Genomic DNA, 14197 nt, shown 5'->3' with positions numbered 1-14197 from the left:
TTGTTCCGCGATGCCAGTTTAACGAGTGTAAAGGAGACGCGCGATGCGCCTGAAGTCCCGATTGCTTTCTATTGTTTTTTGTTCGGCAACATTTCCCTTTGTATCTGCGGCACCGACTTTGGCCTCGGAAATGTGCACGGTAAAAACGGCCCGTCAGTCCGTTTCTTCAAACACTCTGTGCGCGTGCGACGTAGTATCGTCCAGCATGCTGCGATACATCCAGAGGCGTGCGGACTTTGAAGAAATACTCTCTCGAACTCTGATAGACTGCCCTGCCTTTGCGTCTGTACTGACAGATTTCCCCACCGCTTCTGTTGGCACCCCAGATCAGAGATCGGGTGATGGACCAGCCGACGAAGGTGGTGACAATGATCCAGATGGTGAAGACGGAAACGACGGTGGCGATGACGGGAACGACGACGGCGAGGACGGAAACGACGACGGCGAGGACGGGAACGACGACGGCGAGGACGGAAACGACGACGGCGAAGACGGGAACGACGACGGCGAGGACGGAAACGACGACGGCGAAGACGGGAACGACGACGGCGAAGACGGCGGCGAAGAAGTCGATGGCGAAAACAATAAGAAGACCGAAAAAGAGCAAAGGCGGGCTGAGAAAAATCGCGCCAGAGCCGAGCGCAAACGAGAGCAGCGTGAGCGCGCTGAGCGCGAAAGGAAAGAGCGCAGAAAGGAAATCCGCGAGCAAAAGAACCGCGCTAAGCAGGAACGCGAACAACAGCGCAGGGCCAATCGCAATAGCGATGGTGAAGAGTCTGCGTAAGCTATTGCGGCAGGCTGAGGTACTGTTCCGAACGACGCCGATCAGCATTTGAAATTTACGAAAAAAACGTGGGAGACACCCGAGTCACCCACGTTTGATCGCTTAATACTTGCTTGGCTGATAGCTCTATTTATACCGCCTTAACTTCGACCGTAAACGCCGACCCATTTTCCTGGTTGCCGCGGGTCCTGCATCCTAAGAAACAGGTATTTGGTCGCCGCCCAAGGTTTGATCCGGTTGGTGAGGTTATCCAAAACCAGATCGCCCTGGCTGGATCGGTACACCAAAACCGCATGAGCATTTCTGCGCGTGTCCAAAACCGTCGCAAGCAAAAGCTTGTTCGGATCAATGCCGGCTTTGATAAGGTCATGCTTTTTCAACAGCGCAAAGTCTTCACAATCCCCACCACGACGGGTCGGAAGGGCCCAGCGTTCTTGTGTTTTGTACTGAGACTGGTCTGTCACCTCTCTGGTAGAGGCATTGACCTTGCGATTGATTTTCTTGACCAGACTCATCTCTTGTTGCACCGGTCGAGAAACTTTCGGACTTGCCGCACAGGCCCAAGAGTATTGATGGCACAGTTCGCGCGCGCCGGAGGGTGGCGGGGACGCAAACGAACTTTTGATAAATGCCGCCTCGGCGGCTTCCACACCGGCTGCGCCAACATGCGCAGCCAAAACAAGTGTTACTGCGCCCAAAGCCATGCGGCCACGCGCAACTGACAGTCCAATGACGTCATTCAGTTTTTTCTGAATCGAATTCATTGCATCCCCTCGATCTTTGTTTCGATCGATCGCGTCAGTTCAAAAGTGTATTCTGTCCGTCTTTAGTAATCGTAAACAGAACACGCCGCGCAATCACTGATTAATTTGCGAGGGAAAAACGGCGGAATTTCGTCAGATTTCAGGGCCATTCAAGCGCGAATTTAAGGCAAACGCAGCCACAATTCGGCCTAACGGAATGGCAACAGGGTTAAGATCGCGCCCTAACTCGTTTTATTTTAAAGTGTTTTTATACTTTTACATTATCCAATGCCGATTTGAGGCCCAAAAGGCCCCAAACCTCGCCAAATCTGCCGTTGGTGTCGCCGAGGTCTACGGCGAACCCGGTGATTCTCAGTCAGAAATCTCTACCACAACCAATTCGCGTTCGCTTGCGCCCCGAGCGTGATCGAGGGCTTTTTGGTATTGGTCCGAATTATAGCAATCAACAGCCGCTTCGACCGAGGGGAACCGGGCGACGACGTTGCGAGGGCGGTCTTTCCCTTCAAGCTGAACGTATCGAGCTGCGCGCGCGATGAACGTTCCGCCATGAGCCGCAATGGCGGGCCCGGCCAACTCGGCGTATTTCCCGTAAGCATCCGCGTCGGTCACAGTGACATGTGCAATCCAGAGTGCGGCCATTTTATCCTCCTAATACTTGTGCAGCGGCCTTGATTGCCGCATCCGAATTCGATGCATCCTTGCCACCGCCCTGAGCCATGTCCGGACGGCCGCCGCCACCCTTTCCGCCCAGCTCTGCAACGGCCGCACGGACAAGGTCCACGGCAGACACCTTGCCTGTCAGATCCGGGGTAACGCCCGCGGCCACCGCGGCCTTGCCCCCTGCGTCAGCAATCAGCAACACGGCCCCGCTGCCCAAACGTGCTTTGTGTTCATCGATCAGCGACGGTAGGTCCTTGCCAGAAACGCCCTTCAACGACTGCGCGAGGAACGGAACGCCATTGATTTCTATTGTTTCCGACGGCGCGCCCTGCCCTGCACCGCCCGCCATCGCGAGGTCACGCCGTAGCTGTGCAACTTCGTTTTGCAAGGATTTTCGTTCGTCAATCAGCGCTTTGACCCGGTCCACGACATCATCTGGCTGCGCCTTTAGGTCCGATGCAATCTGTCCCAGGCGCCGATCCTGCGCAGACAGGTGGCGAAGGGCGTCATTCCCTGTCAAAGCCTCGATCCGGCGCACACCCGCACTGCTGGCGCTGTCACCTAGAACGACAAAAGTACCGATGTCACCGGTCTGGCGCACATGCGTGCCGCCGCATAATTCAATCGACCATGTCTCGCCATCCTGGCCTTTGCCGGTCGGGGCTTTTCCCATAGACACGACCCGGACCTCGTCGCCGTATTTCTCGCCAAACAAAGCCTGAGCACCCAATTCGCGGGCATCGTCCGGCGTCATGATCCGCGTTTCAACTGTCGAGTTCTGGCGAATGAAGTTGTTTACATCGCGCTCAACTTTTTGCACCTCTTCGACCGTCAACGCTTTGGAATGGCTGAAGTCAAACCGCAAACGATCCGCCGCATTCAACGATCCACGCTGCGCAACATGGTCGCCCAATGTTTCGCGCAGTGCTTCGTGCAAAAGGTGAGTTGCGGAATGGTTCGCCCGAATTGCGGATCGGCGTGCGTGATCGACCTCAAGCTCAACCGCGTCACCCATTGAGAGCACGCCTTGGCTGACCGTTACACGATGCGCATAAACCTTGCCCTCGGCGAACTTGCGCGTGTCTTCCACCTGCGCCACGTCCTGCATATTCTCTAAGCGCCGAATTTCACCTGCGTCACCAATTTGACCACCAGCTTCGCCGTAGAAAGGCGTTTGGTTGACCACAACCCAGCCGGCACCCCCTTGTTCGATCTTGTCGACCAACGCACCATCGACGACCAGCGCAGACACCTGCCCCTCAGCTTTTTCGGTTTCATAGCCCAGAAAGTCTGTAGGTCCCGCACTGTCGAGGACATCAAACCAGACAGCCTGATCCGCAGCTTCTCCGGAGCCTGCCCAAGCGGCGCGCGCCTTGGCCTTTTGTTCCGCCATAGCTGTGTCGAACCCATCGGTATCGACGGTCAGACCCTTTTCCCGCAGCGCATCTTGCGTCAGATCCAGAGGGAAGCCATAAGTATCATAGAGCTTAAACGCCGCATCACCCGGTAGCGCACCACCTTCCGGCAGGCCTGCGACTTCGTCGTCCAACAGTTTGAGGCCACGATCCAATGTCTGCTTGAAGCGTGTTTCTTCCAGCAGAAGCGTTTCTTCGATCAATGCCTGCGCCTGACCGAGTTCCGTGTACTGAGCCCCCATCAGTTGCACCAAAGTCGGCACCAATTGATGCATCACCGGGTCTTTCGCCCCCAACAGATGCGCATGACGCATGGCACGGCGCATGATGCGACGCAGTACATATCCACGCCCGTCATTGCTGGGCATCACGCCATCCGCGATCAGGAAAGACGTTGACCGCAAGTGATCCGCTATCACGCGGTGGTGGACATTCTGATCCCCGTAAGGATCGACATTCGTCACATCCGCAGAGGCTTCGATCAGCGTTTTAAACAGATCGGTGTCATAGTTGTCATGGCTTCCCTGCAGCAGAGCCCCAATCCGTTCCAGCCCCATACCCGTATCGATCGACTGCATGTCGAGCTCGACCATCGAGCCATCTTCGAACTGCTCGTTCTGCATGAAGACGATATTCCAGATCTCGATGAACCGATCACCGTCTTCTTCGGCCGAACCCGGAGGGCCACCCCAGATGTGATCGCCGTGGTCATAGAAAATCTCGGTGCATGGTCCGCACGGGCCGGTCGGGCCCATCTGCCAGAAGTTGTCATTTGTGGCGATGCGAATGATCCGGTCTTCGGGCACACCAACCTTTTTCCAGATCTCGAACGCCTCATCATCCGTGTGATAGACTGTGGTCAGCAGGCGGTTCTTATCAATGCCGAACTCTTTGGTGATCAGCTCCCAGGCGAAGGGAATCGCTTCGGGTTTGAAATAGTCTCCAAACGAGAAATTTCCCAGCATTTCAAAGAAGGTATGGTGTCGCGCTGTGTAACCGACATTGTCCAGATCGTTATGTTTGCCGCCTGCCCGCACGCATTTCTGAGCGGTCGTGGCACGCTGATAATCCCGCGTTTCAACACCTGTGAACAGGTTCTTGAACTGCACCATGCCCGAGTTGACGAACATCAGCGTCGGGTCGTTGCGCGGCACCAATGGGCTGGACGCAACGACCTCGTGCCCTTGCTTGGCGAAATAGTTCAGAAAGGTCGATCGAATGTCGTTCAGCGTAGGCATTAGGGCTCTCTCAGCGCGCAATCGTTTTGGTCGGCAAAGGTTTAGCGGTGCGCCCCCCGAGTGTCCACAGGCGAGGCAGCCTGGAACGAAACAAGGCGGCCCCGGTGGACCGCCTTGTTCCAAGTTTTCTCAGCACCATCTGGGCACCGGGGAATTTCTGCCGTTCCCTTCAGCGACTATTTAGGCTTCGAGGATATCATCCTCTTCCGCCTCAGGCGGCATCTCAAATTCCAACCCATGTGCGGCGCGAATCTTGTCCTCGATCTCCAGCGCGGCGCGGGTGTTGTCGCGCAGGTATTGCTTGGCGTTCTCACGCCCCTGCCCAATCCGTTCATCGCCATAGCTGAACCACGAGCCGGATTTTTCGACCACACCGGCCTTGACGCCCAGATCCAACAGTTCACCCATTTTCGAGATGCCCTCGCCATACATGATGTCGAATTCCACCTGTTTGAACGGCGGCGCCACCTTATTCTTGACGACCTTGACGCGGGTCTGGTTGCCAACCACCTCGTCACGGTCCTTGATCGCACCGATGCGGCGGATGTCGAGGCGGACCGAACTGTAGAATTTCAGCGCATTGCCACCGGTTGTGGTCTCGGGGCTGCCGAACATCACGCCGATCTTCATCCTGATCTGGTTGATGAAAATCACCATGCAGTTCGAGCGGTTGATCGACCCGGTCAGTTTGCGCATCGCCTGGCTCATCAAGCGGGCCTGCACGCCCACGCTGCTGTCGCCCATGTCGCCCTCAAGTTCGGATTTCGGCGTCAACGCCGCCACCGAGTCGACCACGACCATGTTGACAGCCCCCGACCGCACCAGAGTGTCCGTGATTTCCAGCGCCTGCTCACCTGTATCGGGCTGCGAGATCAACAATTCATCCAGATCAACACCCAGCTTTCGGGCATATTGCGGGTCAAGCGCATGTTCTGCATCGACAAACGCGCAAACACCGCCGCGTTTCTGCTGTTCAGCAATACAATGCAAGGTCAGCGTGGTTTTACCCGAGCTTTCCGGACCATAAATCTCAACAATCCGCCCCATCGGCAGACCGCCAATGCCCAGAGCGATATCCAAGCCCAGAGAGCCGGTTGAACTGGCGTCGATATCCTGCTTGGAATCCTCGCCCAGCTTCATGATCGAACCCTTGCCGAATTGCCGTTCAATCTGCGCCAACGCGCTGTCGAGCGCCTTTTGCTTGTCTGCGTTTTTCTTGTCGCTCATCGTCAGAAGATCCGCCATTGTCCTGTCGCCTTCCCTTTTGTCACACCCTTTAACGGGCGGCAATCACTGCTTTGTTCGCCTCTTGCTCCTTATGGGACCAAAAAGAGAACATTTCAATAAAAACTTACAAATCCCACTGTTCGTCAATTGTGTTAAAGAGTCGTTTACGCCAATCTGAAAACTAATATGCGTTGAAAGTGGAAAGATAAATGCTTGTTTTTTATGAGGAACGTCTGGCGCTCTTGTCTGTTCCCAAGACAGGCAGTACAGCCTATCAGCTCGCTTTGCGCGACCGGGCGGACATATTTGTGGCAGGACCACCGGAACTCAAACACGCAACCGTTCGCCGGTATGATCGGTTCTTTCAGACCATGTTCCGCAAAATGTTCGACACTGAGATGGAAGTCATGGCCGTCATTCGGGAACCTATTGACTGGCTGGGTAGCTGGTACAGATATCGCAGCCGCCTCGAGTTGAACGGCCATCCCAATTCCACAAGCTCGATAACCTTCGATGCCTTCGTGAACGCCTATATGCAGCGAGATCGACCCCTGTTTGCCGATGTCGGCAGTCAGGCCGAGTTTCTGCAACCCCGGCGCAACGGGATTGGTGCGACGCATGTATTCAAATACGACAACCAGGTGGGAATACTGGACTTTCTCCAGGATCGACTGAACTGCAAGATCAACCTCACGCAGGAAAACGTCTCACCCAGCGGAGACCTTAGCCTTGGTGATCATACCCTGCGGCAGTTTCAGATGCGCCATGCGGGTGAATTCGAAGCCTACGACGCAGCACTGTGACGCGATCAGTTGAGCTGCTGAAACACCGCTTCGGTCAACTGGTTCAGCGAAAATGGCTTTGGCAAGAAGGTGGAATTGGCAATATCCGGCCCCGAATCGTCAAACGCACCTTCGGTGTAACCTGACATGAAAACGACGCGCACGTCCGGTCGCTTCTCCATCGCCTGCCGTACCCAGGTTGGACCGTCGATGCCGGGCATGACAACATCTGTCACAAATATGTCCACGCTCAGATCATCATCTTCAAGCAACGCAAGCGCGTCTTCGGCGGATTCAGCCTCGAGCACGGTAAATCCCTTCAGCCGCAGCGCGCGGGTGGCAAATGCACGGACCGGAGCTTCGTCCTCAACCAACAGCACGACACCTTCGCCCTGGTGCGAAATCTGTTCATTCGGAGCTGTTGGTGCCTGGGGTTCTATACGCGCTTTCTGCTGGCAAACAGGAAGGAAGACAGTGAATTCCGAACCTCTTCCCACGACACTGTCAACAAAAATGAAGCCGCCCGTTTGCTTGACGATGCCGTACACAGTGGACAGGCCCAGACCGGTGCCTTCACCGGTGCGTTTCGTCGTATAGAACGGCTCGAATATCTTCTGAAGCTTGTCAGCAGCAATGCCTGTCCCGCTGTCAATTACCTTCACGGTAACGTACTCTCCCGGTTGAACCGTTGCGCGGTCTCGCATCATTGGCTGATCGAGCCTGAGGATCTCGGTTTCGATCCGAATCTCTCCGCCCTCTGGCATTGCATCCCGCGCGTTCACGACAAGATTCATCAGCACCTGCTCAAGTTGGCGCTTGTCCGCTCGAACCGGCTTAACCACAGGGTCATGGCTGAGGATAAGGCGCACTTTTTCGCCAACCAGTCGATTGAGTAGGTGAATAAGGTCCGAGATTGTGTCCCGAAGATCCAGGATTTCGGGCCTGAGGGTTTGTTTGCGCGAAAATGCCAGCAGCTGACTGACCAGCGCGGCCGCTCGATTCGCGTTTTGGTTAATCTGAACAAGATCGCCAAAGTTCGGGTCATTTTGATCGTGGCGAAGCAGCAGCAAATCGCAATGCCCAGAGATGGCAGTCAAAAGGTTGTTGAAATCGTGAGCAACGCCGCCGGCCAACTGACCAACGGCCTGCATCTTCTGCCCTTGCACGAACTGTGCTTCGAGCGTTTTCAACTCTGTCGCATCGTTCAGCACGGCGATCAGGCAAACCTGACCGTCGCGCAGCATCTTTGACAACGTCACCTGAACAAAGACGTCCTGATCCTCTCGGGTCAGGCGCAGAATTTCGGACCGTGGTGATGCTTCACGCTCGATCGTGTCGTCAAGCCACGCTTGAATAGGATGACCCAGGCCCTGCATTAGGTCCTGAATGTTGCTGTTTCCTGGTAGCACGTCTCCGACCAATTGCGTCGCCAGTCGATTGGCTTCGAGAATGTCGCCTTCGGGCGATAAACGCATGATCGGAACTGGCAAATCCTTGAATGACGCGCCTGTTTCCGTGACTTGGTCGGGATCGTTCAGCAACAACAGCAGATCGCGTGTCACGCCGTTCTTGCGCAAGGGAATAAGGCGCGCAAGCTGCACATCTTTTGACGTTTGAATATGCACTGCCTCGCAGCCCGCAGTCGTGCCCGCCACCAGTATGTCAGAAAGCGCCTCAGGCGTGTTTCCCAATAGAACGCGAGCAGGCTCATTGATGTTCAGGACGACGTCATTTCGGCCCACAGTCAGCACCGGTGCCAGCGTTTCCTTCCAAATCCGCCTTTGGTCCAGATGAATGCGCCAACAATACAGGTCTTTTTCCAGGCGCGTTACGGACACATGAGTTTCTCCGCCGCGCGAAACGATTGTATCTTGCGCTGTACCATGTGTTTGCGCCAACGATTGCAGACGCAGGGCTATCGCGGACGGATTTGCGAACTGAGACCTCAGATAATCGTCCAACCGCGTTCTTGTTTGCTGCCGAAACCGTGCCAAGAAACGCGAATTCGCGGCCAATACATAGCCTCGCTCATCCGCGATGACGCAAGCACTGTCCTCGTTTTCGATCAATGCCGCAGATAGCCTTATTGTTCTTTCGCGCAATCTGTTTTGAAACCACATTTTGGCGTAACAGATGGAGGTTGTACCCAAAAGCGTAAGTCCGGCGGCAAACAGTCCAGTGTTCCAGCCTTGCGGCACGGCCGCAAACCCCGGAAGCAAACAAAGCAATGCGGACAAAAGGACAATGGGAAGGATACGGCTGGCGCCTGGGCTTTCAAGGTCGGTGGGTTCAGATGAAAGTGCTTCGGAATTGGTCATCAACTGCTCGGAATTGTGCATTTTCGACCTGTATCGGCCTGAAATGGTTAACGACCGCTTAAACAGGCGCGGCCACTCTTCTTTTAGTTGATTTCAATAAGACCTTTTCTCGTCAAGTGGATAGTAAAAAAACCATCGGTTTCGTGTGATACCAACCACGCATTGCGATAGCTTCGATGCCAGTTTGGATGCGCCTTCAGAAAGGCATCGGTGACACCGTCATTCTCGGCTTTCAAAACCGAACACGTCGCATAAACCAAAACGCCGTCGGTCTTTAGGAAAGCCGCCGCAGACTCGAGAACCTCGTTTTGAGTGCCAAGCAACGCGGCCAGCCGGTCTTGTGTCAAAGCCCATTTCCCGGCGGGCGCACGCCGCCACGAGCCACTTCCCGAACACGGCACATCCGTCAGCACCACATCAAATGGTTCTTGCTGCGCCACTTGGGCCGTCGACAGAACGCGAATATCAGCACCTGCACGTTCCGCACGCGCGGGCAAATCCTTCATCCGACTTTGGTTGGCATCATGCGCAAAAACCTGAACACCTTCAGAGCGCGCCGCGAGAGCCAAAGATTTGCCTCCGCCGCCCGCGCAATAGTCCAATACGCGCAGCCCCGGCCTCAGGCTGATTGCTTCGATGACGGCCTGGCTTGCCGCGTCCTGTAATTCGACCAATCCTGTCAAATAGGCAGTGCATTGTGCGATTTTCCGAGCGCCCCCGGTGACGTTCAACGCGGTGCTGCATGCTGGATGCGTCTCGGCCCCGATCCCATCCGCTGCCAACGCGCTTATCGCCTGCGGTCTTGTCGATTTTGCCAGGTTGACGCGTAGATGAACAGGAGCCCTGCTTTGCAGCGAATGAGCAACAGCCTCAGCCGCATCATTCAAAGAAGCCGCAAATTGCGGCCACAGCCATCCTGGAATATCCAGTCGCTCTGCGTCCGACGCAAACGGCTTTGAACGCTCGGTATCTAGTACCTTCGCGGGAGCGTGCCGGTCCCCGGTGAAAACCTCCGCCAGATCACGTCCCGCCGCGCGCAGAGCGCCGATCATCAGGCCACGACCCGTTTCAGAACCACCGCGCGCAGCGAATGACCGCTTGCATCTGATGGCGTCAAAAACGTGATCACGCACCGCCGCCCGATCTTTAGACCCGGCAAATCTGCTGCGCCGCGCCCAACCGGTCAGCGCTTTTTCAACGGGTGAGCCTGCAAGAATGTCGTCGAGAATTTCGATCGAGGCTTGAACCCGGGCGGCTGGCGTCATTGCTGCTTCCCTCGTGCTGAATGCAACTCGGTACTACATCACCCGGTAATTCGGGCTTTCCCGCGTGATCTGAACGTCATGCACATGGCTCTCTTTCAGGCCAGCGCCGGTGATTTTGACAAAGTTGCAATTGCGGCGCATTTCGTCGACCGTGGCACATCCGGTATATCCCATCGCCGCCCGCAGACCGCCCACCAACTGGTGAACAACCGCACTGGCCGAGCCTTTGTACGGCACCTGCCCCTCGATGCCTTCGGGCACCAGCTTGTCATTGGCTGCGTCCTTCTGGAAGTACCGATCCGCTGAACCGCGGGCCATTGCACCCAGACTGCCCATACCCCGGTAGGATTTGAACGAACGACCTTGATACAGGATCACCTCACCGGGGCTTTCATCCGTACCCGCGATCATCGATCCGACCATGGCGCAGGACGCGCCTGCCGCGATTGCCTTAGCGAAATCACCTGAGAACTTGATGCCGCCATCCGCGATCACCGGCACATCCCCTGCCGCTGCCGCGCAATCCATGATCGCCGTCAGTTGAGGCACACCGACGCCTGCCACCATCCGCGTGGTACAGATTGAACCCGGTCCGATGCCAACCTTGATGGCATCCGCACCTGCATCAATCAAAGCCTTGGTCGCCTCGCTTGTCGCAACGTTCCCCGCGATGATCTGCACTTCATTCGACAGTGTCTTCACCCGTTTGACCGCGTCGAGAACGCCTTGAGAATGCCCGTGCGCGGTATCAACGACAATAATATCGACGCCCGAGTCCACCAATTGCTCGGACCGCTCAAATCCCGCATCTCCAACCGAGGTCGCCGCCGCGACACGCAGACGACCAAGACGATCTTTGCATGCGGTCGGGTTCAGAACCGCCTGTTCAGTGTCTTTCAGCGTCAACAGACCAGTCAATTTGCCTTCACCATCAACCACCAGCAGCTTTTCGATACGCCGCGCTTTCATCAGGCTTTTGGCTTCTTCCAGATCGGCGGGCTCTTGCAGCATCGCCAGGTTCTCGGTGGTCATCATCGCCTTGATCGGCGTATCATCCGAGGTCGCAAAACGCATGTCTCGGTTGGTGACGATGCCCAAAACACGCCCATCGTCTTCGATGACAGGAAAACCGGTGAAATTGTAACGCTCCACCAATGCTTTGGCATCGGCCAGTGTCTGGTCCGAACGCAAGGTTACGGGGTTATAGACAATACCGGATTCAAAGCGTTTGACCCGGCGAACTTCCCGCGCCTGTTCCTCGACCGAGAGGTTCTTGTGGACCACACCAATGCCCCCCGCCTGCGCCATGGCGATCGCCATTCGAGCCTCGGTCACCGTGTCCATGGCCGAGCTGAGCAAAGGGATATTCATGGTGATCTCACGCGTCACGCGCGTGGTCGTATCCGCCGTTGCCGGAAGCACTGAAGATGCGCCCGGAACCAGAAGTACGTCGTCAAAGGTGAGTGCCTCACGAATCTGCATCTGCTAACCCCATGCAAAACCCCGTTTGGCGGTGACCCTATTACATGGATTTTGCAAAAGGGAAAGCCCCCTGACCCAAGTTGTTTCGGAAGGCCGCGCCTCAAAACGACGCAACCTGCGTAAAACGTGCCGCTGATTGGCCTTTCCCTTTGCGCGCAAACCCATATCTTGCGCATCAAACGCGCGAATTCAAAAGGCAGGCCAGACATGACCACCGACCCCCTCGTCGTCTTTACCCCATCGGGCAAACGCGGGCACTTTCCTGTGGGCACGCCGATTTTGACCGCCGCGCGCCAGTTGGGAGTCGATCTGGATTCGGTCTGCGGCGGTCGCGGGATTTGCTCAAAATGCCAGATCACGCCCAGCTATGGCGAATTCCCCAAGCATGGCGTGACCGTGTCAGAGGGCGCGCTGAGCGAATGGAACGCGGTTGAGCAGCGCTATGACGACAAACGCGGGCTGAAGCCTGGGCGTCGCCTAGGTTGCCAAGCGACCGTTCAGGGCGATGTGGTCATCGATGTCCCGCCGGAAAGTCAAGTGCACCGTCAGGTCGTTCGAAAAGCCGCCGCGGCACGTGCGATCACTATGGATCCGGCCACGCGGTTGTTCTTTGTCGTGGTCGAGGAACCCGATATGCATTCGCCAACCGGCGATCTGGAACGCCTGGAACGCGCGTTGCGCGAACAGTGGCAGATCGAGGCCGTCACCGCCGACCTGTCGCTGTTGTCCAAGCTGCAACCAGTGCTGCGCAAAGGTAAGTGGGAGGTCACGGTGGCCGTCTACAAAGGCCACAAAGACGATGTCGCAAAGATCATCGAAATCTGGCCCGGCTTGCATGAACAAGGACTGTACGGTCTTGCCATCGACCTCGGCTCGACCACCATCGCAGCGCATCTGACGGATCTGGAAACAGGTGAGGTCAAAGCGTCCTCGGGCCTGATGAACCCACAGATTCGCTTTGGTGAAGACCTGATGAGCCGTGTGTCCTACGCCATGATGAACCCCGGCGGCGATGCCGAGATGACCAAGGCCGTGCGCGAGGCAATCAACGATCTGACCGCCTCGATCGCGGATGAAGCCGGGATTGATGCCGCGCTGATCGTGGAAACCGTGTTTGTCTGCAACCCGGTCATGCACCATCTGCTACTGGGTCTGGACCCGGTGGAACTGGGGCAGGCCCCGTTCGCGCTTGCCACGTCCGAGAGCATGTCCCTGCCCGCGCGTGAGATGGACCTGACCAAGATGAACCCCCGCGCGCAGGTCTATATCCTGCCGTGTATCGCGGGCCATGTGGGGGCCGACTGCGCCGCCGTTGCACTGTCCGAGGAACCCGGCAAGTCCGAAGACCTTGTGCTGATCGTGGACGTGGGCACCAACGCGGAAATACTGCTGGGCAACACAACACGCGTGCTGGCCTGTTCCTCGCCCACGGGTCCCGCCTTCGAGGGTGCTCAGATCAGCTCGGGCCAGCGTGCCGCACCCGGTGCGATTGAACGGATTGAGATCGATCCGGTGACCAAAGAACCCCGCTTCCGCGTCATCGGGTCCGAGAAATGGTCCGATGAGGATGGTTTCGACGTCGATATCGCCACCACCGGCATCACCGGAATCTGCGGGTCGGGCATCATTGAGGCGGTGGCCGAGATGCGCATCGCAGGTTTGCTGGACGAAAGCGGCCTGATCGGATCGGCCGAGCAAACCGGCACCGCGCGCAGCGTTCCCGAAGGCCGCACGCATTCCTACCTGATCCACGATGCCAGCGCCGAAGGTGGCCCGCGCATCACCGTGACCCAAGGCGACATCCGCGCCATCCAACTGGCGAAATCGGCGCTCTATGCCGGTGCGCGCCTATTGATGGATGAAATGGAAGTCGACCGGGTCGATCGTGTGGTCCTGGCCGGTGCTTTTGGCGCACATATCTCGACCAAACACGCGATGGTTCTGGGAATGATTCCTGACGCGCCGCTGGACAAGGTTTCAAGCGCGGGCAACGCCGCAGGCACCGGTGCCCGGATTGCGCTGTGCAACATCGGCTCACGGGCCGAAATCGAGCGGGTCGTGCGCGAGATCACCAAGGTCGAAACTGCCATCGAGCCCAAGTTTCAGGACCACTTCGTCGCCGCCAATGCGATCCCGCACAAAACCGATCCGTTCCCGGAACTGGCGCAGGTGGTCACCCTGCCCTCGCCATCCTTCAACACCGGCGGCGGGGATGATGAAAAATCTGGCCGTCGTCGCCGCCGCAGGTCATAGTCGGATCAA

10 protein-coding genes are annotated in these 14197 nt (G+C 56.8%); 2 read left to right on the top strand and 8 right to left on the bottom strand.

Going from position 1 to position 14197, the window contains the following annotated elements; all coding sequences use genetic code 11:
- Positions 1 to 166: 166 nt before the first annotated feature.
- The 5 genes from ACR0CR_RS00150 to recA form a co-directional block, all read right to left on the bottom strand.
- A complete protein-coding gene (locus tag ACR0CR_RS00150; RefSeq protein ID WP_480595629.1) occupies positions 167 to 832 on the bottom strand; it encodes a hypothetical protein in 666 nt (221 codons plus the stop codon).
- 92 nt (positions 833 to 924) lie between these two features.
- On the bottom strand, positions 925 to 1434 hold the full coding sequence (locus ACR0CR_RS00145; protein ID WP_480595628.1) for a transglutaminase-like cysteine peptidase: 510 nt from the start codon (positions 1432 to 1434) through the stop codon (positions 925 to 927).
- Between the two features lie 465 nt (positions 1435 to 1899).
- On the bottom strand, positions 1900 to 2187 hold the full coding sequence (locus ACR0CR_RS00140; protein WP_480595626.1) for a DUF1330 domain-containing protein: 288 nt from the start codon (positions 2185 to 2187) through the stop codon (positions 1900 to 1902).
- 1 nt (position 2188) lies between these two features.
- The gene (gene alaS, locus ACR0CR_RS00135; RefSeq protein WP_480595625.1) at positions 2189 to 4861 is read right to left on the bottom strand and encodes an alanine--tRNA ligase; all 2673 of its coding nucleotides are present in this window, start codon (positions 4859 to 4861) and stop codon (positions 2189 to 2191) included.
- 180 nt (positions 4862 to 5041) lie between these two features.
- Positions 5042 to 6106: a recombinase RecA gene (recA, locus tag ACR0CR_RS00130; RefSeq protein WP_480595624.1), complete on the bottom strand. Its 1065-nt coding sequence runs from the start codon at positions 6104 to 6106 to the stop codon at positions 5042 to 5044.
- Positions 6107 to 6297: 191 nt separating this feature from the next.
- Between recA and ACR0CR_RS00125 the strand changes: the two genes are divergently transcribed.
- A complete protein-coding gene (locus ACR0CR_RS00125) occupies positions 6298 to 6891 on the top strand; it encodes a gamma-glutamyl kinase (protein WP_480595622.1) in 594 nt (197 codons plus the stop codon).
- A gap of 5 nt (positions 6892 to 6896) precedes the next feature.
- Here the strand turns inward: ACR0CR_RS00125 and ACR0CR_RS00120 are convergent, their stop codons facing one another.
- The 3 genes from ACR0CR_RS00120 to guaB all read right to left on the bottom strand — a co-directional run bounded on the left by ACR0CR_RS00120 (position 6897) and on the right by guaB (position 11935).
- Positions 6897 to 9188, bottom strand: coding sequence for a hybrid sensor histidine kinase/response regulator (locus ACR0CR_RS00120; RefSeq protein WP_480595620.1), 2292 nt, complete (start codon positions 9186 to 9188; stop codon positions 6897 to 6899).
- 83 nt (positions 9189 to 9271) lie between these two features.
- Positions 9272 to 10453, bottom strand: coding sequence for an RsmB/NOP family class I SAM-dependent RNA methyltransferase (locus ACR0CR_RS00115; RefSeq protein ID WP_480595618.1), 1182 nt, complete (start codon positions 10451 to 10453; stop codon positions 9272 to 9274).
- 33 nt (positions 10454 to 10486) lie between these two features.
- The gene (gene guaB, locus ACR0CR_RS00110) at positions 10487 to 11935 is read right to left on the bottom strand and encodes an IMP dehydrogenase (RefSeq protein WP_480595617.1); all 1449 of its coding nucleotides are present in this window, start codon (positions 11933 to 11935) and stop codon (positions 10487 to 10489) included.
- Between the two features lie 207 nt (positions 11936 to 12142).
- Between guaB and ACR0CR_RS00105 the strand changes: the two genes are divergently transcribed.
- Positions 12143 to 14188, top strand: coding sequence for an ASKHA domain-containing protein (locus tag ACR0CR_RS00105; RefSeq protein WP_480595615.1), 2046 nt, complete (start codon positions 12143 to 12145; stop codon positions 14186 to 14188).
- The last annotated feature ends 9 nt before the right edge of the window (positions 14189 to 14197 follow it).

It is taken from the genome of Ruegeria sp. AM2, from assembly GCF_056540685.1.
Note: the sequence above shows the minus strand (reverse complement) of the source record. Positions and strands in the feature narration are given on the sequence as shown.